The sequence below is a fragment of the Enterobacter cloacae complex sp. IR5403 genome, from assembly GCF_049238705.1.
In the GTDB taxonomy this organism is placed as follows: Bacteria; Pseudomonadota; Gammaproteobacteria; order Enterobacterales; family Enterobacteriaceae; genus Enterobacter; species Enterobacter hormaechei_C.
The window spans coordinates 123,784-143,050 of the sequence record NZ_JBMKHP010000005.1 but is presented as its reverse complement, the minus strand read 5'-3'; the positions used below and the strand labels follow the sequence as shown (position 1 = coordinate 143,050).

The 19,267-nt window shown below is 55.7% G+C and carries 19 protein-coding genes; 11 read left to right on the top strand and 8 right to left on the bottom strand.

Translation table 11 applies throughout. The annotated features are described in order from the left end of the window. Positions 1 to 789 carry a winged helix-turn-helix domain-containing protein gene (locus ACOTW6_RS09460; RefSeq protein ID WP_045329485.1) on the bottom strand — a complete coding sequence of 263 codons (789 nt, stop codon included), beginning with the start codon at positions 787 to 789 and terminating at the stop codon, positions 1 to 3. A gap of 834 nt (positions 790 to 1,623) precedes the next feature. On the opposite strand from ACOTW6_RS09460, the gene ACOTW6_RS09455 reads away from it, so the two are divergent. Genes ACOTW6_RS09455 through ACOTW6_RS09430 form a run of 6 tightly spaced genes read left to right on the top strand, consistent with a single transcriptional unit; the run spans position 1,624 to position 7,659 of the window. After that, a complete protein-coding gene (locus ACOTW6_RS09455; RefSeq protein WP_047050717.1) occupies positions 1,624 to 2,226 on the top strand; it encodes a helix-turn-helix domain-containing protein in 603 nt (200 codons plus the stop codon). 52 nt (positions 2,227 to 2,278) lie between these two features. Further along, positions 2,279 to 2,863, top strand: a complete 585-nt coding sequence (locus ACOTW6_RS09450; RefSeq protein ID WP_213789108.1) for a fimbrial protein — start codon at positions 2,279 to 2,281, stop codon at positions 2,861 to 2,863. 53 nt (positions 2,864 to 2,916) lie between these two features. Further along, positions 2,917 to 3,594 carry a fimbrial biogenesis chaperone gene (locus ACOTW6_RS09445; protein WP_062933109.1) on the top strand — a complete coding sequence of 226 codons (678 nt, stop codon included), beginning with the start codon at positions 2,917 to 2,919 and terminating at the stop codon, positions 3,592 to 3,594. A 23-nt stretch (positions 3,595 to 3,617) separates the two neighbouring features. After that, a complete protein-coding gene (locus ACOTW6_RS09440; RefSeq protein WP_062933108.1) occupies positions 3,618 to 6,143 on the top strand; it encodes a fimbria/pilus outer membrane usher protein in 2,526 nt (841 codons plus the stop codon). After that, the gene (locus ACOTW6_RS09435) at positions 6,134 to 6,652 is read left to right on the top strand and encodes a fimbrial protein (protein WP_062933107.1); all 519 of its coding nucleotides are present in this window, start codon (positions 6,134 to 6,136) and stop codon (positions 6,650 to 6,652) included. Before ACOTW6_RS09440 ends, ACOTW6_RS09435 begins: the two co-directional genes overlap by 10 nt. Next, positions 6,652 to 7,659: a fimbrial protein gene (locus ACOTW6_RS09430; RefSeq protein WP_163324085.1), complete on the top strand. Its 1,008-nt coding sequence runs from the start codon at positions 6,652 to 6,654 to the stop codon at positions 7,657 to 7,659. The genes ACOTW6_RS09435 and ACOTW6_RS09430 overlap by 1 nt, the downstream gene beginning before the upstream one ends. A gap of 1 nt (position 7,660) precedes the next feature. On the opposite strand, the gene ACOTW6_RS09425 is transcribed toward ACOTW6_RS09430, so the two are convergent. Next, positions 7,661 to 8,185 carry a lipocalin family protein gene (locus ACOTW6_RS09425; protein WP_047050709.1) on the bottom strand — a complete coding sequence of 175 codons (525 nt, stop codon included), beginning with the start codon at positions 8,183 to 8,185 and terminating at the stop codon, positions 7,661 to 7,663. Positions 8,186 to 8,302: 117 nt separating this feature from the next. On the opposite strand from ACOTW6_RS09425, the gene ACOTW6_RS09420 reads away from it, so the two are divergent. The 5 genes from ACOTW6_RS09420 to ACOTW6_RS09400 all read left to right on the top strand — a co-directional run bounded on the left by ACOTW6_RS09420 (position 8,303) and on the right by ACOTW6_RS09400 (position 12,825). Then, entirely contained in the window at positions 8,303 to 9,028 is a 726-nt protein-coding gene (locus ACOTW6_RS09420; RefSeq protein WP_017383646.1) for a MerR family transcriptional regulator, read from the top strand. A gap of 99 nt (positions 9,029 to 9,127) precedes the next feature. Beyond that, on the top strand, positions 9,128 to 9,538 hold the full coding sequence (gene uraH, locus ACOTW6_RS09415) for a hydroxyisourate hydrolase (RefSeq protein ID WP_022650126.1): 411 nt from the start codon (positions 9,128 to 9,130) through the stop codon (positions 9,536 to 9,538). Between the two features lie 102 nt (positions 9,539 to 9,640). Further along, positions 9,641 to 10,600: a YbgA family protein gene (locus tag ACOTW6_RS09410; RefSeq protein WP_022650125.1), complete on the top strand. Its 960-nt coding sequence runs from the start codon at positions 9,641 to 9,643 to the stop codon at positions 10,598 to 10,600. Positions 10,601 to 10,746: 146 nt separating this feature from the next. Then, a complete protein-coding gene (locus tag ACOTW6_RS09405) occupies positions 10,747 to 11,835 on the top strand; it encodes an AAA family ATPase (RefSeq protein WP_033487005.1) in 1,089 nt (362 codons plus the stop codon). Positions 11,836 to 12,021: 186 nt separating this feature from the next. Continuing rightward, positions 12,022 to 12,825, top strand: a complete 804-nt coding sequence (locus tag ACOTW6_RS09400; RefSeq protein WP_062933103.1) for a DUF4225 domain-containing protein — start codon at positions 12,022 to 12,024, stop codon at positions 12,823 to 12,825. Here ACOTW6_RS09400 and ACOTW6_RS09395 read toward each other — a convergent pair. From ACOTW6_RS09395 to ACOTW6_RS09370, 6 genes are all read right to left on the bottom strand, one after another. Continuing rightward, positions 12,803 to 13,132: a hypothetical protein gene (locus tag ACOTW6_RS09395; protein WP_062933102.1), complete on the bottom strand. Its 330-nt coding sequence runs from the start codon at positions 13,130 to 13,132 to the stop codon at positions 12,803 to 12,805. The genes ACOTW6_RS09400 and ACOTW6_RS09395 overlap by 23 nt on opposite strands. Before the next feature lie 123 nt (positions 13,133 to 13,255). Next, a complete protein-coding gene (locus tag ACOTW6_RS09390) occupies positions 13,256 to 14,242 on the bottom strand; it encodes a GlxA family transcriptional regulator (protein WP_062933101.1) in 987 nt (328 codons plus the stop codon). A 25-nt stretch (positions 14,243 to 14,267) separates the two neighbouring features. Then, positions 14,268 to 15,047, bottom strand: a complete 780-nt coding sequence (locus ACOTW6_RS09385) for an MBL fold metallo-hydrolase (RefSeq protein WP_062933100.1) — start codon at positions 15,045 to 15,047, stop codon at positions 14,268 to 14,270. A gap of 89 nt (positions 15,048 to 15,136) precedes the next feature. After that, the gene (locus ACOTW6_RS09380) at positions 15,137 to 16,387 is read right to left on the bottom strand and encodes an HlyD family secretion protein (protein ID WP_062933099.1); all 1,251 of its coding nucleotides are present in this window, start codon (positions 16,385 to 16,387) and stop codon (positions 15,137 to 15,139) included. Positions 16,388 to 16,393: 6 nt separating this feature from the next. Next, a complete protein-coding gene (locus ACOTW6_RS09375) occupies positions 16,394 to 17,143 on the bottom strand; it encodes a hypothetical protein (protein WP_213789107.1) in 750 nt (249 codons plus the stop codon). Then, positions 17,140 to 19,236, bottom strand: coding sequence for a peptidase domain-containing ABC transporter (locus ACOTW6_RS09370; protein WP_062933097.1), 2,097 nt, complete (start codon positions 19,234 to 19,236; stop codon positions 17,140 to 17,142). The genes ACOTW6_RS09375 and ACOTW6_RS09370 overlap by 4 nt, the downstream gene beginning before the upstream one ends. Positions 19,237 to 19,267: the final 31 nt, after the last annotated feature.

The window sequence follows — 19,267 nt, the reverse complement described above, 5'->3', positions numbered from 1 at the left end:
CTAGCTATCCTTCAGGAAATAATCAGATATACAGCGGTTCGGTTCTTTCATTGGCCGGTCGCAGCGAATAACCGACGCACGAGGAAGTAGAGCGTACCAGCTGATGTAAACCCAGGGATATTGCGCGCATTCAGCCTTGAATTGTTCCACATAGGTCAGCGCGGAAGCGCGTTCTGCGTGAGTCTGAATGTCGTTCGCAAGATAAACGCGACAGGCTCCGACGGATGCCGCAAAACGGTAATCCTCAACAAAACGGTTTTCTGTGGCGTTCATATATCCCGTCACGCCTGCCCCGGCCAGGATGATCAACAGCCCCATGACGACAGCCAGCCAGCGCGTGGGCTTCCTGACAACGGGCGCTGCTGGCGCGGAAGTTGTAGATACCTCCTCGATCGCTGGCGCCTCCACACATTGTTCCTCTGCGGGTTGAGGCGCGACAGGTGAAGACTCTCTGACGGTTATTTGCGTGTCGCTTGCCAGCGTCAACCCAATCCGGGGAATGGTAACGATAGGGTCAGTTTCAAAACCAATCTTTTTGAGCCCTTTGCGCAGGATGGAGATGTTCTGGTAATAGGTATTGGAGGAGACAAGCATGCCGCGGCTTTGCCAGACAATATCCAGGAACTCTTGCTGAGTGACAATCGACCCCGCTCTGTCGATTAATAACAACAGGCATCGGCCTGCTGGCGAATTTAACACAACCACACGGTCAGGATTGTTGATATCACGTAACGTGCTGGCCGCAGGATGAAATTCGACGATATTATTTATTATGTAATGCTTATGCATAGGGGCAGTATGAATTCTCCGGTTAACAGATGTTGAACCTGAGTCACCGCATGTATGGGATGACATTCACGTCGGGATTAATGTGACTGATTAACGGCATGCTGTATATCTTCGCCGTTGGCGAAAAATCTTAATTTATATTTCATCCCTTAAGCTTCACTGAACCTGCATAAGAACTCAACCCTTGTAGAATGCGGCGTGCAGAGCCGTTTCATCCGCGATCAACCTCATTATGATGTTTTGTGAAGTGAATTTCCGCTCCACAGAAGTATCTGACTATCGGCAGCATCTCAATTATCAGAACCTCTCCTTTTGGCGCACTCCTCGCCTCTTGACATTGACAAATCTCTACATAAAAAAACATTGTATGCCACGGACATGCGTGTCTGAAATATTCAGCAACCTTAAGCCTTAAGTTTTCTTAACCTGACTCATATCAATAACTTAGATGGTTTTTGTATACTTTTAAGCCACCTTTCTATCAGTTTTTATCGATGATAACATTCGTAAATTGTTAATCCCCGTCAGCAACTTCACACCCGCGCTGACACCAGACGACAAACTCCTTACAAAACATTTATCAAAGCTAAATTTTCATTAAAAATAGCGGCTATCATAATTTACAGAAAGCGAAGCGGAATAAGACCAATCAGAGGGAAGCGTCGTAACCGGTCTCGATCTTAGTAATTAATACAATTTTAGATTAATTCAGATTACCTCTTTATTGGCCGACGTATAGTAGGCCTACACTATGCAATACGTCATTGCTTCGAGAATACTGGCGATAACCTTATAAATAATTCGCCTGATTACTATTATAAATCGAGGAATAACATGACGAACAACAGCCAAATAACACAGCATATTACTGTTGCATTGATGGGCGGCGATCATTATGCAAGAAACGGCATTAAAACGTTATTACGCAGCATCCGCGATGACCTTCACATCATTATCATCGAAGGAGGTTATCAGGAACTGGATAAGACGTTGTCGTCGATTCGTATCGATATCTTATTTATATCCGGCGCAGAGAAATACCATACAGGGTATGACTCACTGAAATATTTAAAAAAAATCAAAGCCACGCATCCTGAGGTGATTATCTGCCTGTACTCAACCTCTGCCCATTCCCTGTTATGGGTCCGGGAAGATATTGATGCCTATATCTCGCTACAGAACACGGTTTATCAGTGGCGGATAAAGCTAGCAAAAATGGTCGATAGCCATTATCGGCCCCAAAAGCAGCCAGCGGCGTTATCGCTGACGCCTGGAGAAAGGAGGGTACTAAAGGAACTCAGGAACGGACTGGATATACGTTACATCGCAGAACTGGAGAAACTTTCTTATCGTCGCGTGAGCGCCTTAAAAAGCTCAGCGATAAGGAAACTCGGGCTCAGGAATAAGACAGATTTGCTGGTCTTTTTAACCAGTTAGACCTGCCGCTTTCAGAGCAAATCTCGTAATAAAAAAACCAAGGAACTATGAAATGAAAGCACGCCTTACTTGCCATTCTCTGCTGGCATTAAGCATTGCCGCCCTGCTGCCAGCGGGCTCAGCACTGGCCGCCACCACCAGCGGCGGCACGGTTAACTTCAGCGGTAAAGTGGTGACCTCCGCCTGTGCCATCAGTGCCGGTAGCGCCAATATCGACGTCGACATGGGTGAAGTGCGTACCGCCACGCTGGCTGCCGCAGGCAGTGAAGCCAGTACCGCAAAAGCCTTTTCCATCACCCTGGAAGATTGCGAAATCGCCGATACCTCCGCGTCCACGGAAGAGAACCCCATTGCCGCAACGACCGTGGCTATCACCTTCACCGGTACGCCGGACAGTACCGATGTGAATAGCCTGGCCGCGGGCGTAAACGGCGGCGCGGGCTCGGCGCAGCATGTCGCTATCCGTCTTTATGACGAGCAGGGCAACGTCGTCAGGCTGGGTGAGCCGGCAGCAGCGATCCCCCTGCGTGCGGGAGCGAACACCCTGAACTTCAGCGCGAAATATTACTCCCCACTGGGCAACGCCACGGCGGGTGATGCCAGCGCGGTCGCCACCTACACCGTGACCTATTCGTAATCTTCAGGCCCGGTCTGCTGACCGGGTCTGACTCAGCTTTCAGGAGACGCACAATGCGCGTAAACACATGGATTTGTCTGGCTGGCACGTTATGTTCATCCGCCGTGTACGCAGGCGGCGTGGGGTTAGGCGCAACGCGGCTGATCTACACCGGCGCGGCAGCGCAGACGATGATGCAGGTAAGAAATACCCATCCTGATGCTACGTTCCTGATCCAGTCATGGATGGAAGACGAGAAAGGGAGCCGTACCAACGACTTCATCATCACGCCACCGCTGTACGTCATGAAGCCCGCCAGCGAAAGCGCGGTGAAAATCATGTTCAGCGGCAACGCCCTGCCAGAGGATCGCGAAACGCTGTACTGGATGACGGTCAAAGCTATCCCACAGCAGGTTAAAAACGGTTCCGGCAATTCGCTGCAATTCGCCTCTGCCAACCGCATCAAGGTCTTTTATCGCCCGGAGCGGCTCAGGGAAGGCGCAGGGGAGGCATGGAAAAACCTTGCTGGCGCCTACCGCGCGGGCAAGGTCACGCTGACCAACCCAACGCCGTATTACCTCACCACCATTAACGTGAAAATTGATGGCAGGCCGGTGTCGCCCGTCATGGTGCCGCCGAAATCCAGCGTGACGCTGGCAGACACCTTCAGCCATGCGAGCAGCATGAGCTACCAGACGATTAACGATTATGGGGCCTGGACGCCCGTCACCCGCACGTCATTGTCCCAATAATAAAAACAGTAAGGCGTGACCACATGAAAATTAAAATCCTGTGCGCCACGGCGATCGCCCTGGTGATTCGGCAAGCCGTGGCTGCCGAAAGCGAGCTGCAATTTAATCCTGCGTTTCTCAACGGCGAGCGCGCCAACAGCGCCGATCTCGCCTGGGTCAACGCCGGGAGCGCGCTGCCGCCGGGCGAGTACAATCTTAACGTGTATATCAACACCCAGTTCGCGTTCACAGGTAACGTCACGTTTCGCGTCGCTGAAAACACCGCCGGTGAAGCCCTGCCGTGCCTTACGCCTGCGCAATTCGCCGCACTTGGCATCGACAGCCGTCAGGCTAAAGGGGGTGAGCTGCCGCCTGCGCAACGCTGCATTTTTTTAACCCGGTCATTCGCCGATACCCGGTTTGATTTTGACCAGAGGACGCTTACCCTCAACTTCACCGTGCCGCAAAGCGCGATGCGCGCTCTGCCGCGCGGGTACGTCAGCCCGGAGAGCTGGGAGTCCGGCATCCCTGCCGCGTGGCTGAACTATGTGGTCAATGGCGCGAATAATGAATACCGGGGCGAGACGCGCACGCGGGAACAACAGCTGTTTGTGAGCCTGAACAGCGGCGCCAACCTGGGCGCATGGCGGCTGCGTGATTTCACCACGTGGACCAAAGAGAGTAACGAGCTCACCCACGTCCAGACCTGGCTACAGCGGGATATCCGCGCCCTGCGTGCCCAGGTTTACGCCGGTGAAACGTTCACCTCCTCGCAGGTGTTTGACGCCGTTGGCCTGCGTGGGATTGCCCTGAAGACCGATGACAATATGTTGCCCGCTAGCCTGAGCGGTTACGCGCCCGAAGTGCGCGGCATCGCGCGCGGCAATGCCACGGTGACGGTTCGCCAGAACGGTAACATCATCTATCAAACCTCCGTTCCGCCGGGAGCGTTTGTGCTGAAAGATCTCTATCCGACCTCTTCCGGCGGCGATCTCGCGGTTACCATTCAGGAGAGCGACGGCAGCCAGACGCAATACACCCTGCCCTTTGCCAGCGTGCCGAATCTGGTGCGTAACGGTCAGGTCAAATATGCTCTGGGGGCGGGGAAATACCGCCCTGCGGGCGATCAGATCTCGCCCTCCTTCGCGCAGGGCGAGCTGTTCCTGGGCTGGCGATACGGCCTCACGTTTTATGGCGGGGCGCAGTTTTCCGATCGCTACAACGGCCTGGCCTTCGGTATCGGGCAGAATCTCGGCCGCTTTGGCGCCTACTCCCTCGACCTCACCCATGCCCGCAGCCAGCTGGCTGATAATCAGCACTACACCGGTGATTCGGTGCGCCTGCGGTACAGCAAGCTGCTGAACAATATCGGTACACGGGTCAATTTCTTCTCGCTGCGTTACTCAACGGCAGGGTTTTATACCCTCAGCGATACCACTTACAAAGGCATGGCGGGCGGAGCGCCAAAACAGACCGTGGAAGACGATGGCACCATCACCACCCACTACGACACGGTTTACAACCTGCATATGTCGCGTAAGGCAAAAAATCAGCTGCTGTTGTCGCAGCCGATGGGCGAATACGGCGCGCTGTCGCTGTCCTGGGATCAACAAACCTACTGGAATACGTCAAAAACCACGCAAAGTTTGCAGTTCGCGTGGAACGCGACGTTTCGTAACCTGTCGCTTGGCATCAGCGCCCAGCGTAGCTCTGGCCTGTACGACAACAAGAAAGACAATATCCTCGCGTTGTCCCTGTCGGTGCCGCTGGGTAATCCGGCGCTGTCGACCCGTCTCCGTTTTACCGCTACCCATGCGGATCCCGCTGGCACCACCGCCAGTACCGGTGTCAGTGGTTATCTGCCGGGGCAGGAGAATCTTTTCTATAGCGTCAACCAGCGCTACAGCGCGCAGCAGCACTACGGCGGCGATGCCGCGCTGCAATACGAGGGCGCGTGGGGAGACTATAACCTGGGCTACAGCTACGCCGGTGACTCCCGCAACCTCAGCTACGGGATGAGCGGCGGAGCGGTGCTGCATGAGGATGGTCTGACGCTGAGCCAGCCGCTCGGGAACACCAATATCCTCGTGAAAGCTCCGGGCGCCAGCCATGTCGCCGTGCTCAACCACAAGGGCATCAAAACCGACAGCCGGGGCTATGCGGTGATCCCGTACGCCACGCCATATCGCGTTAATCAGGTTGCGCTGGATGTCACCACCGTGGGCAATGACGTGGAACTTGAGAACGCCATCGCCAATAAAATCCCCACCGACGGGGCACTGGTTCGCGCCACCCTCACCACGCGTCAGGGGGCAAAAGCGATGTTTATCGTACGCCACGCTAAAGACGTGCTCCCCTTCGGCACGCTGGTCTCGTCAGAGGATGACAAAGCCAGCGGTATCGTCGGCGATGGCGGCAGCGTGTATCTGACCGGCCTGTCAGCGCAGGGAACATTGCATGCCGTATGGGGACGCGACAGCGCCCAGCGCTGCACGATCCGCTATGCGCTGAACCCGCAGACTTATCACGCCCGCACCGGGCTTTATTCCCAGGAGGTCATATGTCAGTAACCGTCCGGTTCCTCCCCCTGATCCTGCTGATGGTCATCGCCGTTCCCGCACGCGGCTATGACGTGCTGGTTTCCGTGACCGGCAACGTGATCGGCAATACCTGCATTGTCTCGGAAGATTCGAAGGAGCAAAACGTGCCGCTGGGCACCCTCGGCGTGAAGCAATTTAGCGAGGCGGGCGCGGTCAGCAATATCAAAACGCCCTTCACGCTCACCCTTGAAGCGTGCGGCCCCACCTTTGCTGGCGTGAAAATCCGCTTCAGCGGTACGCCGGATGACGAGAACCCGCAGCTTCTGAAAGTCGCTGACGGCGGCGCGACCGGCGTGGCGGTGCAGATTCTGGATAAAGACAGCGTACTTATCCCGCTGGACACCCAAACCGCTGCTTACGGCGCGGCGGGGGATGACAGCGTAAAAATGACCTTCTATGCGCGACTGGCCGCCACGGGTGCGCCGGTCAATGCCGGAGACGTTTCGGCAGTGGCGACCTGGACGACGGAGTATCAATAATGCGTTTACTGTTTTTAGCCCTGTTTTTCATGTCCTCTCAGGCACTTGCCCTCTCCTGGACATCGGATATCACCCTTTCGCCAACCCCCATGTCGTGGTCCGGCCCGGCAGACTCCATCGTGCCTGGAAAGACAATCGGCTCTGAATGGAGCGCCACTGCGAGCGTCGCGGAAGTGTTCTGGTGCGGCCTGGTATTTACCTGCTCCAAAGGGACGCTGGAGCCGAGCAGCAGTATAACCGCCACCGGCATCACGGTTATTCTCGATGGCGCAAATTACATGGTATTTGAAACGGGCGTGCCCGGCATCGGCTTCATTCTTGGGCTTAAAGATTATAACGGCACCACCTATGTCCCGATGCAGACGGGCATTACGCAGAGCTATCCGGCCGATGGGACTAACGGTTACGCCACCGCACTGGGCTGGTCGGCAAAAGTGACGTTTATCAAGACCGGCGTTCCGCTGAAATCCGGCGTATACCAGACCCCGACCATTAACGCGGCGATCCTGACGGCCTATAACAACGAAGTGAAAACCGCGCAGGTGATCATCAACCCCACCACCATCACGGTGACGGCAAGCGGCTGCACGGTAGGCACGAAAAGCGCCAACGTCGACCTGGGCACCATTGATGTTCACACGCTGCCCAGCGTAGGCAGCACCTCGCCGTCGGGGGAGTTTAACGTCAGCCTGACCTGTGATGAGAACGTGGCGGTTAACGCAGTGATGACCGATCAGACCACGCCGTCAAATACCTCGTCGGTCGTCACGCTGACCGGGGACTCCACGGCCTCCGGCATTGGCGTGCAGTTTTTCTATAACGGTACCGGGCCGCTGATGATGGGGCCGGACAGCTCGGCCGCAGGCACGACGGGACAGTTTTTCATTCAGACCACCAGCTCGGCACAAACGCTGTCCCTGCCGTTCCAGGCGCAGTACATCCGAACCGGAGACCTGGTCCCCGGCTCGGCCAACGCCCTGGCAAGTATCACCTTTTCGTATCAGTAGGTTAGTGCTTCACCCACACCAGCTGATCGACCCGGAAGCCCAGACCGCGTGCGGTGTTCAGGTAGTCCTGTTTTACCGCATCCGGAATGGTCGGGGTGCGCGATAAAATCCACAGGTAGTCTCGGTTCGGGCCGCTGACCAGCGCGTACTGGTACTTATCATCCAGCTTGATCACGTTATAGCCGCCGTAGAACGGGCCGAAGAACGATACCTTCAGCGCAGCCGTGGTCGGTTCGCCGGTAAAGTACGCCTTTCCTTCGCTCTCATTCCATTTTTTCTTCACCGGATCGTAGCCGCGGTTCAGTACGCTGATACCGCCGTCGCTGCGCTTGCCATACGTCGCGGTGACCTGTTCCAGACCGCGCTCAAAGCGATTTTCCAGTCGGGCGACTTCATACCATTTGCCGAGATAGCGGCTGGCATCAAAGCCGGTAATGGGCTGCACGCCTTTCGGCGGCGTGGGAGATTTACAGGCAACCAGCGTCAGCGCAATGGCGACACCGGTAACGACAGGCCATAGCCTCATGAGAACTCCTTTCATTTACGCGGTTGGACGTTAAGTGTAGCGCACCCGTGCGGCGCTTCATCCCGTCGGGGAATATTCGTAGTATATTGAGACAACTCCTTCTCTTCGGATGCAGACATGGCTTACTCCATCGGCGAATTCGCCAGACTCAGCGGCATCACCGCCACCACGCTGCGGGCGTGGCAGCGACGCTATGGCTTGCTCAAACCCGAGCGTACGGACGGCGGTCACCGCCTGTACAGCGATGAGGACGTTCAGCAGGCGCTGAAAATCCTCGACTGGGTAAAAAAAGGCGTACCCATCGGTCAGGTTAAATCGCTGCTGGAACGCCCTGCGCCGCGCCGCGCCAATAACTGGCAAACCCTGCAACAGGCCATGCTGCAAAAGTTGCAGGAGGGGAAAATTGAATCCCTGCGTCAGATGATTTACGACGCCGGACGCGAATACCCAAGGCCAGAGCTGGTCACTAACGTGCTGCGTCCGTTGCGCAGCCAGATATCGGCCAACGTCGCCGCCGCCATGACGCTGCGTGAGATCCTCGACGGCATCCTCATCGCCTATACCTCGTTTTGCCTTGAGGGCGATAAAAAAGCGCCGGGCGATAACATCCTCATCAGCGGCTGGCATCTGAACGACCCGTGTGAGATCTGGCTTGAAGCTCTGACGCGCACCGGCCAGGGCCACCGCATCGACATACTGCCGGTTCCCCCTGCCGCGCTGGCCCCGGAAATTTTCCCGGACCGCAAATGGCTGCTGGTCACCAGCGGTAAACTTACCGCCGCGCGGAAAAAGCAGGTTGCGCAGTGGCAGCAGCAGGTTTCCCTTGAGGTGATTATCCTCTGATTATTTTCTGCTGAGGCAATCTTCACGAAAAGTTGAATATTTTTTCGCGCAGCGAGTGCTAACGTTTTCCTGTCACCGACAACTCAACAGGAAAACACGATGAAAAAGACACTCCCTCTGATGATGCTGGCTGCAATGGCTTTCGCGCCTGCCGCGTTCAGCGCCCCGGCAGGCACCCTGAGCGTTCACGTTCTGGACCAGCAAACCGGTATGCCGCCAGCGGATGTGACCGTCACGCTGGAGAAGCAGGAGCAGGACAAGTGGACCCCGATTGCCAGCGGTAAAACCGACCATGACGGGCGCATTAAATCGCTCTATCCGCAGGATCAGGATATGGCGCCTGGCGTGTATAAAGTGACCTTCAAAACCGCCGATTACTTCCACGGTAAAAAGCTGGACTCCTTCTTCCCGGAAGTACCGGTGCTGTTCACCGTCACCCGCACCAATGAAAAACTGCACATCCCGCTTCTGCTCAGCCAGTACGGTTACTCAACCTACAAGGGCAGCTGATTGCTCTTGATTTTAAAGACGATTAAAAAATAACTCCGCCAATACTTGGACAAATACGCATTGTTGTGTAACTTTTAGATATGAGATCGGGAGGTGCACACCATGACAACAAAACCTGTGCTGGGTATTAGCGGATGTTTGACCGGTTCCGCCGTTCGCTTTGACGGCGGGCATAAGCGTATGGGCTTTGTGATGGATGAGCTGGCGCAGTGGGTCGCTTTCCGTCCGGTATGCCCTGAAATGGCTATCGGCCTGCCCACGCCTCGTCCGGCGCTGCGCCTGGTGATGACCACCGGCGGCGAGACAGAAATGCGGTTCAGCAAAGCGCCGCACGATGACGTCACGCAGAAGATGGCCGCATTTACGGCAGATTATCTGCCGAAAATCGGCGATCTGTCGGGGTTTATCGTTTGTGCAAAATCCCCCAGCTGCGGCATGGAGCGCGTGCGGCTGTACGACGAAAACGGCAACCGGGGCCGCAAGGAGGGTGTCGGGCTGTTCACCGCCGCCCTCCTTGAAACTTTCCCCTGGCTGCCCGTCGAAGAAGACGGTCGCCTGCACGATCCGGTACTGCGGGAAAACTTTGTTGAGCGCGTTTTCGCTCTCCACGAACTGAACGTAATGCGTAAAAATGGCCTGACGCGCCGTGCCCTGCTGGACTTTCACAGCCGCTATAAGCTTCAGCTTCTGGCGCACCATCAGGCAGGCTACCGTGAAATTGGCCCGTTCGTGGCATCACTGCACGAGTGGGACGATCTGGACGCGTTTTTCGTGGCCTATCGCGACAAGCTGATGACCATCCTGAAAAAACCCGCTTCGCGGAAGAATCACACTAACGTGCTGATGCACATTCAGGGCTATTTCCGTAACCAGCTGAACAGCCGCCAGCGCGGAGAACTGCGGGATGTGATCCTGCATTACCGGGACGGGCTGCTGCCGATCCTCGCGCCGCTGACGCTGCTTAAGCATTATCTGGCTGAATACCCTGACCGGTATCTGATGACGCAAAACTACTTTGATCCCTATCCTGATGATTTGGGTCTGCGTCTGGCCGTTACCTGATAAGAAAGAAGCGAAGGCCCCATTGACCCACAGAGGCCCAAAGCTGTACCCCGTTTAGACGACACCCTCACTGTCGTCTTTTTTTTGCGCTCAGCGTAAAATACTGTAATTCTGTACAGGTTAAGCGTGCACAGCGGAGTACCCCGATGATCAAAAATTTGCATATTCAGAACTACCGCTCAATTCGCGATATGTCGCTTGAGCTGGAACAGCTCAACATCGTGTTCGGCCCCAACGGCACCGGAAAATCCAATATTTATAAAGCGATTTACCTGATGCACAGCGCGGCGCAAGGGCAATTCTCCCAGGCGCTGGCGAACGAGGGCGGCATTTTGAAAGTGTTCTGGGCGGGCAAAACCCGCAGCGACCAGCTGCGGCGCATGAACCTGGCGGTGGAAACGGAAACCTATGAATATGAGCTTCAGGTCGGGTTCGTGGAAAAGCTGCCCTACCCCTCACAGTTTCAGCTCGATCCGGTGATCAAAGAGGAATCTATCTGGCTCGGCGGACAGCACCGTCGCCCGTCGTCACAGCTGATGAAGCGTAAGAACCAGGCCGTATTCCTGAACAACGTGCATCACGAAAAAGTGACCCACAGCGGTACGCTGTATGAGAACGAGTCGGTGTTCGGGCAGCTCGGTGAACCGCACCTCTACCCCGAAGTGTCGCAGATGCGCGAGTCCCTGCGTAACTGGCGGTTTTATCATGAGTTTTCCGTTTCGTCCGGCTCGGCGATCCGTGCGCCGCAGGTGGGTTTCCGCTCCCCGGTGCTGGCCAGCGACGGCGCGAACCTGGCCGCCGCGTTTCAGACCATTGTCGAAATTGGCGACGAGCTGCTGCTGATGCGCATTCTCGACCAGGCCTTTCCCGGCTGCGTGTTTTACAGCGACAACACCGGCGGGCGCTTCCGCATGATGATGCAGCGCGAGGGGCTGAGCAGGCCGCTGGAACCGGCAGAGTTCTCCGACGGCACGCTGCGTTTTCTGTGCCTGGCGGTGGCGCTGTTAAGCCCGCGCCCTCCCGCATTCATCGCCCTCAACGAACCGGAAAACAGCCTGCATCCGCAGATGCTGCCCGCCCTGGCAAGCCTCATTGCCGAGGCCAGCCGCTACTCGCAGATCTGGCTCACCAGCCACTCGCCGGAGCTGGCGCAGTTGATTGAGAAGCACCGATCGTTTTCGCTGTATCAGCTGTCGATGGCGGAGGGGGAGACGAGGATGGAGAGGCTGGGGTAAGTCTATGTTTCTTACATTCATTTTAGCCAATCACCATCTCATGGTCGCCATCAACGACGAAGATGATTTCCGTCGGTATATACCTTCGGCGAATTCTGCGCTCGCGACAGATTATCCAATTTATTGTTGCCAGTTTCTGATGCCAGGATAATCTGTAAACGTTGGTTATCAGATGAGAAAATTAAAATGGATATTGCACTTTTCCCTGGTCAGAACGCCCGTGCATGGGCTGAAACAATGATAAATCTTGAAGCCCGCAAGCTCATCAATACTGCGAATATTGTCGGAGGGCAACATCTCAGCGACGGACTCGCACGGATTAAATTTATGGATGATATTCGGCAGTTTGTGATGCAACAATTTAGTGCTACCCGGGCGGCCAGAAGTGATGAGGAGTGCATGGAATGCCTGAAAAACATCCGAGCTGAGAACGAAAGTCTTCTTGAGCAAAGCAGAATGCTTCGCTCCCATACAGCTCAGCTTTTTGCTCAGATTGAACTGGTTAAAGAAAATAACAAAGTCGTCGGTTACGTTATCTCATCGATTAAGGTTGTGCTTTCAGGGTTACAGATTGTTGCAGGTGTTGGTGCAATGATGACAATGAATCCAGTGGGTGCGCTTGCAGGAGCGATTCTGGTTATTGATGGTGCAAATGCCATTTCAAAAGAAATTAACAGAACGCTTCAACATCAACCAAACTCCGAAGGTATGCTGGCAGATGGCGTCATGGATATCGCTCAGTTTATGGGATTTAAACGTGAATCAGCACTGGGAGTATTCAACAGCGTAAGCCTGGCAGCAAGCGTCTATACGGTATTTGGCGCCATCCGGAAACCCGAATCATGGCGTCTGTTTCGCTATCTCCCGCTGGATTTCTACCGCAAGGTCGACGGAATGAATCGCGCAGCGCTCACTATGAAAATTGTCGGCTGGGGTGTCTCTGCAAAAGTCTCGTTTGATTTAATTTCTAATGCGTCTGGACAGAACTAATGTATTTCTTTCTGAAGCGCCAGGCTTTGTAGGTAATGATCGGGGGTTGAAAAAACCAGGCAATAATCAATACGATGAAAAGAGAAATGCCTCCGGAAACAATATTATAATGTTCAGCGAAAAAAAGAAGCGCCAGGAAAATCAGGGCCACAGCCGCAGTAATACACAGAACCATGATAAATCGCTTACCTAACTCAAGCACCACCTCGAGCAGGGATGAACCATAACGGCTAATGTTTCGGTTCAGGTACGCTAATTCTTTTACGGTGAAACCTGATTCAAGTAACTGCGTTTCAATATTGCTCATGCCACTACCTTTTCTTCTGGAAAGTAACGTGGATTATCTTAACCGGAAGAGAAGTGCTTGTAACCCGTCTGATGCATACCCATTGCCGCCAGCTTTAAAGGCAAAGAAGCCGCCCACGTCTTTTTATTCCATCGCGCCAGCATTATTTTTCGCTGCAAACGGCTTAACGCGAAACGTCTTGCGCCACTCCGCCGGGCTGACGCCAAAGCGCGCCTTAAACTGCTGCCGATACGTCACCGCTGATAAAAACCCCACCTGCCCGGCGACATTTTCGATTGGCAGGTTGCCGGACTCCAGCAGGATCTGGCTGCGCCGCAGGCGCTCGGCGGTAAGCCAGTCGGCAACGCTCATGCCCGTCGCCTTGATAAAATGGCGGGTCAGCGTGCGCCGGCTCATCGACACCACTTCCGCAAGAGAGTCCAGGTTATGCGGTTCGGAAATATGCTGCTGAAGGTAGTCAATCAGACAGTTAATCCGCCCATCACGGGTATCTTTCGGCACAGGTTGCGCAATAAACTGCGCCTGCCCGCCCTCTCGGTGCGGCGGGACGATCATCCGGCGGGCAATCTGATTGGCGACGACGCTGCCAAAGCGCTGGCGGATGATATACAAACAGCAGTCGAGCGCGGCGGCGGTACCCGCCGAGGTAATCATATTGCCGTCATCCACGTAGAGGGCGTTGATATCCAGTCGGACGTCCGGAAATAGCGACTGGAACTGGCGTTCAAACTCCCAGTGGGTGGCGGCCCGTTTGCCGCTGAGTATGCCCGCATAGCCCAGCACAAACGATCCCAGACACAGCCCAACAATTTCCGCCCCGTTGTCTCTGGCCTGAACCAGGCTGTCGAGCAGCGTCTGAGGCGGGCGCTCCAGAACGTGCTGCCAGTAGGGTACAACCACAATTTCAGCCGATGCGATCGCGGAAAAATCCTGCGTCGCATGCAGGGTAAAACCGTCTGTCGAGTTCAGGAATCCCGGTTTTTCAGCGCAGATCGTGACGTTAAAGCGCTTTTCCCCGGATACCGTGTCGCCAAAGAGGATGCAGGGGACGGAGTAGTGGAACGGGCTAAACCCGTCCACCGCGACAATGGCAACGTTAATAAGCGGCATCTGTCTCTCCTGTCCCCTTTAACAGTCAGAATATAACAGTTTCGCCGTCCTGGGGAATGCTCACCGCGTCACCTGCCTCGTTGGCATCAACATACTCGCGCAGCGCGCGGCGGGTCAGCAGGCAGTGGTTGAGAGCTTCCATATGGGTCGCCACGATTTTCGCCTGCGGCAGCAGGAAATGCACGTTAAGCAGATCTTCTTCCCCCATGATAATCGGCCCAAACCCAATGACATGAGCGTAACCGGCGTTGAGCACGACGATATCCGGCTGGTGCTTTTGCAGATCGGCCGCCACCGCATCGCGCCAGATGGTATCCCCTGCGATATAAAGCGTCTTCTCATCGGGATGCCGGAACACCACGCCGCAGGCTTCCCCCAGAAACTCTGCCAGCTCCGGCACGGCGTAAGCGCGGTCAGTACCGTGCTGGCCGCCGTGGGTTTTCACTATCCGGATATCGCCGTACGTTGTTTCCCCGGTCATGATCGTCAGGTTGGTAAATCCCTGGCTGCGCAGCAGCGCGGCATCACTATCATTTTGCACGTAGATCGGCTTGCCTTTGGCGATCAGCTCAACGGCGTACTGATCCCAGTGATCGGCATGGGTATGGGTGACGATCACCGCGTCAGCATCCAGAAGCGTTTGAACGTCAACGGGAAGCTCGACCATCGGGTTGCGAATATCAGCCCGCGCCGTGCCGGGAAAACCCGGATAAGTGCCTTTTGGCGCCAGCATTGGGTCGATTAAAAAGCGTTTTCCCGCGTAAGTGATCAGCTGGGTGGCATTGCGAATTTGCGTAATTTTCATGGGCTATCCTCCGGTTGGTATGAGAAGGAGAATAGCCCCAGGGTGCCGTTAAGAATGTGGGCTAAAGGGCGATGATCGATGAAATCGGGTCAATCGATAAACCGCTTGCGCACCCTTTCCAGCGGCGCAATCAGCAGATTGATAAGCGGCTTACGATCGATAACGATATCGGCGTTCACCGTCATTCCGCCCATCAGCATGCGCTTTTTCTTGTCCGGGTCGGTAAACCAGGAGGGGACGCGCACTTTAGCCAGGTAGTAGTTCTGCCCTTCCTGGAGCGGGATCAGCGCCGAATGGGCATCAATGTTTACCTCATAGAAATCGGACAGCGTTGCCTCCACGGAACCGTATTTGTCTACGGGCCAGGAGTCGAAGCGCAGCTTGACCTTATCGCCTTTCGCCACGCGCCCCACCCCCGTTGCCGGAACATACAGGTATCCCTCCATCGTCGCCGCGGTATTTTTACGGATCACTACCACCACCTCGCTGTTTTGCGTAATGGCCCGGCCAGGCGGGAAGTTAATCGCCACCACGTAACCATCGGAAGGGGCCAGCATCGCCATGGTGGAACTTCCCCGGCTGGACAGGTTGCGCTCGATTTCGCTGATGCGGTTTTTCACGTACAGCTGCTCTTCGCTCAGAGAGTCAATTTGCGACTGGGTGCTGTCGGTCAGGCTGGTTTTTCGTGCCTCAAGCTCAAGAATAGTGCTCTCCTCCAGCGTCAGGTTGAGCTGCGCATTGAGCACATCGTTGTGGCTTTTATCGAGATCCACTCTGGAGACATAGCCCTTCCCGGAGACGGATTTCCACGCCTCGTAGGTGTCGGTGCTGTTTTTTAACAGCGCGCGCAGCTTCTTCACCTTATCGCGGGAAACGGCGATCTGCTTGTCGGTGAGAGCCAGCTGCTGCGCCAGATTTTTGCGATACGACGCAATCGAATCCTCAATGGCCTGGATGCGCTGCTCGCTGCGCTTCTTCTCCGCTTCCATCTGCTGGCGGTCAAACTGCACCACCGAGCCCTGCTTGCCGCCATAGTCCTGCGACACGGTGAACAGCGGATCGTTTTCCTTCACGTACTGGCCCGGCCGCACGGCAAAATCCACAAGCGTACCGGACTCTCTGGCGCGGACTTCCACATCGCCCTGCGCCGGGATCAGCACCCCGCGTGCCAGCGTGGTTTCCGAAAAGTTAAAGACAATCGCAAAGACCAGCAGGCAGAGAAAAAAGGCGATGAACAAGGTCAGCACGGCTTTCAGCCGTGGCGCGTTGATGTGATAGCTTTTTGAGAAGTGATGCGGGATCAGCGCCCGCCGCTGTCGGCTTCGGTTTTTTAATTTCACGATATGTCATCCATGATAAATCACTGAAAGATCGTCCCATGCACTCCAGAGCTTGGGGGTTTTGCGCAGCGCGTTCAGCGTGTCGGCGGCGGCCTGGCGGTAATCCTCTGGCGCATACGCCTGACTCTCCAGCCCAAACTCCGCCGCGTGCAGCGAACAGATCGGCAGCAGCGTTCGGACGCTGTAGCCATAGCGCGATAAAAACCGCGTTGAGACGTCCGTTAACCACGCCTTTTGATCCCCTGCCTGGGTGGAGAACAGCGGCGCATCCGGCAGGCGTTCGTCCATCAGCAGCACCGTCACCAGGCGGTGAGGGGCGAAAAACGAGCTGGCGCGTCGGCCTTCGTGCGCGGCCATCAGCTTATGCAGCGCAGGGTGACGGGTAATAAACTGAAAGCGCACATCGGCTGGCGCGGTGGCGAGCAGCGCATCCACGATCAGACCAAAGCCCGCCCAGCGCATGCCCAGAAGCAGGGTGCGCGGCGAGCGGTAAAATGCCTGCTCCTGCGTCCACTGCGCCACGTACCCGTGCAGATCGAAACGAACGTTGCGCGCCCAAAGCGCGGGCGGAAAGATCTGCTCCACGAAGTTAAACCCGCTCAGCTCATGGGCGTTCTGATGCAGAAAATCAGCCGGGACATCGGCCTCCGGGCAGCGCATAAACTGGCTGTAGTTTTGCGTGATCCGGTTTGCCAGCAGCGTGCGTCCGGCCTGGCGCGCGCAGAGGCGAGCATAGAGACGCGGCAGAAACATCATGGCGCATTCTCCCGCAGGGTGCCGTTTTCCATGGTATAGAGACGCCCCTGGCAGCCCACCACGTCCGGCGAGTGGGTGACAAACACCAGGCCAATCCCCAGGCTACGCAGGTTCGCCAGCACCTTCTGCGCGGTCGTTTTATCCAGGTTCGCCGTCACTTCGTCGCAGAGCAGCAGCTTAGGCTGGCTGTACAGGGCGCGCGCCAGAACCAGACGCTGCATCTCCCCGGCAGAGAAAAAGGTATTCCCCGGCAGCATCTCCGTTTCGTAGCCGTGCGGCAGCCGGGCGACGACGTGGTCCACCTCCGCCAGCCGACACGCGGCAATGACCTGCTCTTTATCCGGTGCGCTGTCAAAGCAGGCGATGTTGTCCAGAATCGAGCCGGTGAAGAGAATATCGTCCGCATGGACGATGCGGATGTGCTGACGCAGCGAGGAAAGATCGCACTCCTCAATGGGGATCTTATTGATCCGCAGCGTGCCAGACGATGCCAGCAGCATGCCGGAGATCAGACGCAGCAGCGTGGTTTTTCCCGACCCGCTCTGGCCCACAATCACCGCCTCTTCGCCCTGCTTCAGGGTCATGTTGATATGCTGTAGCGTGGCCTCCCGGCCAGGATAGGCAAATGAGACATCCTCAAATTGCAGACAGACCGGCGAGGTGACAATCCGCTTCCCAAACTGGCTGGTTTCCGAGGGGGCAAACAGCAGATCGCCCACGCGATCCAGCGGCCCCTTGAGGGCATTTTTGTCCAGCAGCTTCTGCGCCACCTGCACCATGGCATCGGAAAAATAGCGCTTATAGCTGATATAGGCGTAAAGCATCCCGATGCTCATCTGCCCTTCCAGGATCAGCCACGCGCCAAAGCAGACCACCAGCAGCTGCTCGGCATTGATCACCAGCAGTGAAGCCACGTCAAAACGGGCCAGCAGCCGCTCTTTACGCATCAGCCCGGCGATGTGTTCGCGCTGGGATTTGTCCATCACCGCGTCCCGGGCCTGCTCCATGTTGTTCGCCTTGAGCGTAATGATCCCTTTCTGTGTCTCTACCAGCAGAGATTCATACTGGGCGGTGCGCTCGATGGAGTCATCCACGGCGCGTTGATAGGGGCCGATCAGCGAAAAGCGGATCAGGAAGAACACGCCCATCAGCAGCATCGTCAGCAGCGCAATTTTGACGTTATACAGCAGCATAAACAGCAGGCTGGTGACGGCGATCAGGCTGGAAAAGAGAATTTGCACGTAACCATTGCTGATGAACTCCGCGCAGGCGTGGAGCGATTTCTCAATAGCCAGCACGATGCCCGGCGGGCGCGAGCGGAACCAGCTGGTCTGGGTGCGCAGCATGTAGTGGCGCACGGACTGGCTTAAATCGTCATAGGCAATGTTACGCATCAGGATCTCAAGCAGTTGCTTGAGAAATTTACCGATGACTTCAAAGATAAAGACGATAGCGAAGATCGCGGTGAGCAGGATCACCAGATCGCTGTCGCTGCGGGAAATGGCCTCATCCATAATCAGCTGCACGTAGGTGGGGCTCGCCAGCATGGTGATGAGGGTAAAAATACAGAGCACAAACAGCAGCAGCTGGCGCTGGAACAGGCTCGGGGATTTATTGGCTAACCGGCCAAGCGTGAGCTTTTCATCCGGGGATTTCTTTTCGAAACACGGCGTGGGCTTAAGCTCAAGCACATAGCCGGAAAAGAGTTTTTCCGCCTCTTTCAGACGGTAACGGCGCACGCCACTGGCCGGGTCGTGAACGGTCACGCTGCGGCTGTCGATCTTCACGATGACCACGAAATGGTTGCCGCGCCAGAAGGCGATGAGCGGCAGCTCAGACGTTTCTATTTCAGTGATTTCGCCTTTAAGCACCCGGCCAGACATATTTTTATCGCTGGCAAGGGTCATCAATTCCGCCATTGAGGTTCCCGCATCGGCGGAAACGGAAATCTCCCGGCGCAGCTGGCTGACGGAGACATGGTGGTCGTAGTGCCCCAACACCATCGCCAGGCAGGCCAGTCCACATTCGGTAAATTCATGCTGGCGAATAACAGGGGTCTTACCCTGTTTTTTATACTGAAAGAGCGAAAACATAATGATCCGTGGCTGAAATAAAAAAATGGCC

Excerpts from the sequence above, each read along its gene's own strand:
- ACOTW6_RS09435 (WP_062933107.1), top strand. The coding sequence starts at position 6,134 with ATGTCAGTAACCGTCCGGTTCCTCCCCCTGATCCTGCTGATGGTCATC.
- ACOTW6_RS09375 (WP_213789107.1), bottom strand. The coding sequence starts at position 17,143 with ATGATGTTTCTGCCGCGTCTCTATGCTCGCCTCTGCGCGCGCCAGGCC.
- ACOTW6_RS09450 (WP_213789108.1), top strand. The coding sequence starts at position 2,279 with ATGAAAGCACGCCTTACTTGCCATTCTCTGCTGGCATTAAGCATTGCC.
- ACOTW6_RS09370 (WP_062933097.1), bottom strand. The coding sequence starts at position 19,236 with ATGTTTTCGCTCTTTCAGTATAAAAAACAGGGTAAGACCCCTGTTATT.
- ACOTW6_RS09405 (WP_033487005.1), top strand. The coding sequence starts at position 10,747 with ATGATCAAAAATTTGCATATTCAGAACTACCGCTCAATTCGCGATATG.
- ACOTW6_RS09455 (WP_047050717.1), top strand. The coding sequence starts at position 1,624 with ATGACGAACAACAGCCAAATAACACAGCATATTACTGTTGCATTGATG.
- ACOTW6_RS09390 (WP_062933101.1), bottom strand. The coding sequence starts at position 14,242 with ATGCCGCTTATTAACGTTGCCATTGTCGCGGTGGACGGGTTTAGCCCG.
- uraH (WP_022650126.1), top strand. The coding sequence starts at position 9,128 with ATGAAAAAGACACTCCCTCTGATGATGCTGGCTGCAATGGCTTTCGCG.
- ACOTW6_RS09395 (WP_062933102.1), bottom strand. The coding sequence starts at position 13,132 with ATGAGCAATATTGAAACGCAGTTACTTGAATCAGGTTTCACCGTAAAA.
- ACOTW6_RS09425 (WP_047050709.1), bottom strand. The coding sequence starts at position 8,185 with ATGAGGCTATGGCCTGTCGTTACCGGTGTCGCCATTGCGCTGACGCTG.
- ACOTW6_RS09460 (WP_045329485.1), bottom strand. The coding sequence starts at position 789 with ATGCATAAGCATTACATAATAAATAATATCGTCGAATTTCATCCTGCG.
- ACOTW6_RS09400 (WP_062933103.1), top strand. The coding sequence starts at position 12,022 with ATGGATATTGCACTTTTCCCTGGTCAGAACGCCCGTGCATGGGCTGAA.
- ACOTW6_RS09385 (WP_062933100.1), bottom strand. The coding sequence starts at position 15,047 with ATGAAAATTACGCAAATTCGCAATGCCACCCAGCTGATCACTTACGCG.
- ACOTW6_RS09410 (WP_022650125.1), top strand. The coding sequence starts at position 9,641 with ATGACAACAAAACCTGTGCTGGGTATTAGCGGATGTTTGACCGGTTCC.
- ACOTW6_RS09440 (WP_062933108.1), top strand. The coding sequence starts at position 3,618 with ATGAAAATTAAAATCCTGTGCGCCACGGCGATCGCCCTGGTGATTCGG.
- ACOTW6_RS09430 (WP_163324085.1), top strand. The coding sequence starts at position 6,652 with ATGCGTTTACTGTTTTTAGCCCTGTTTTTCATGTCCTCTCAGGCACTT.
- ACOTW6_RS09420 (WP_017383646.1), top strand. The coding sequence starts at position 8,303 with ATGGCTTACTCCATCGGCGAATTCGCCAGACTCAGCGGCATCACCGCC.
- ACOTW6_RS09445 (WP_062933109.1), top strand. The coding sequence starts at position 2,917 with ATGCGCGTAAACACATGGATTTGTCTGGCTGGCACGTTATGTTCATCC.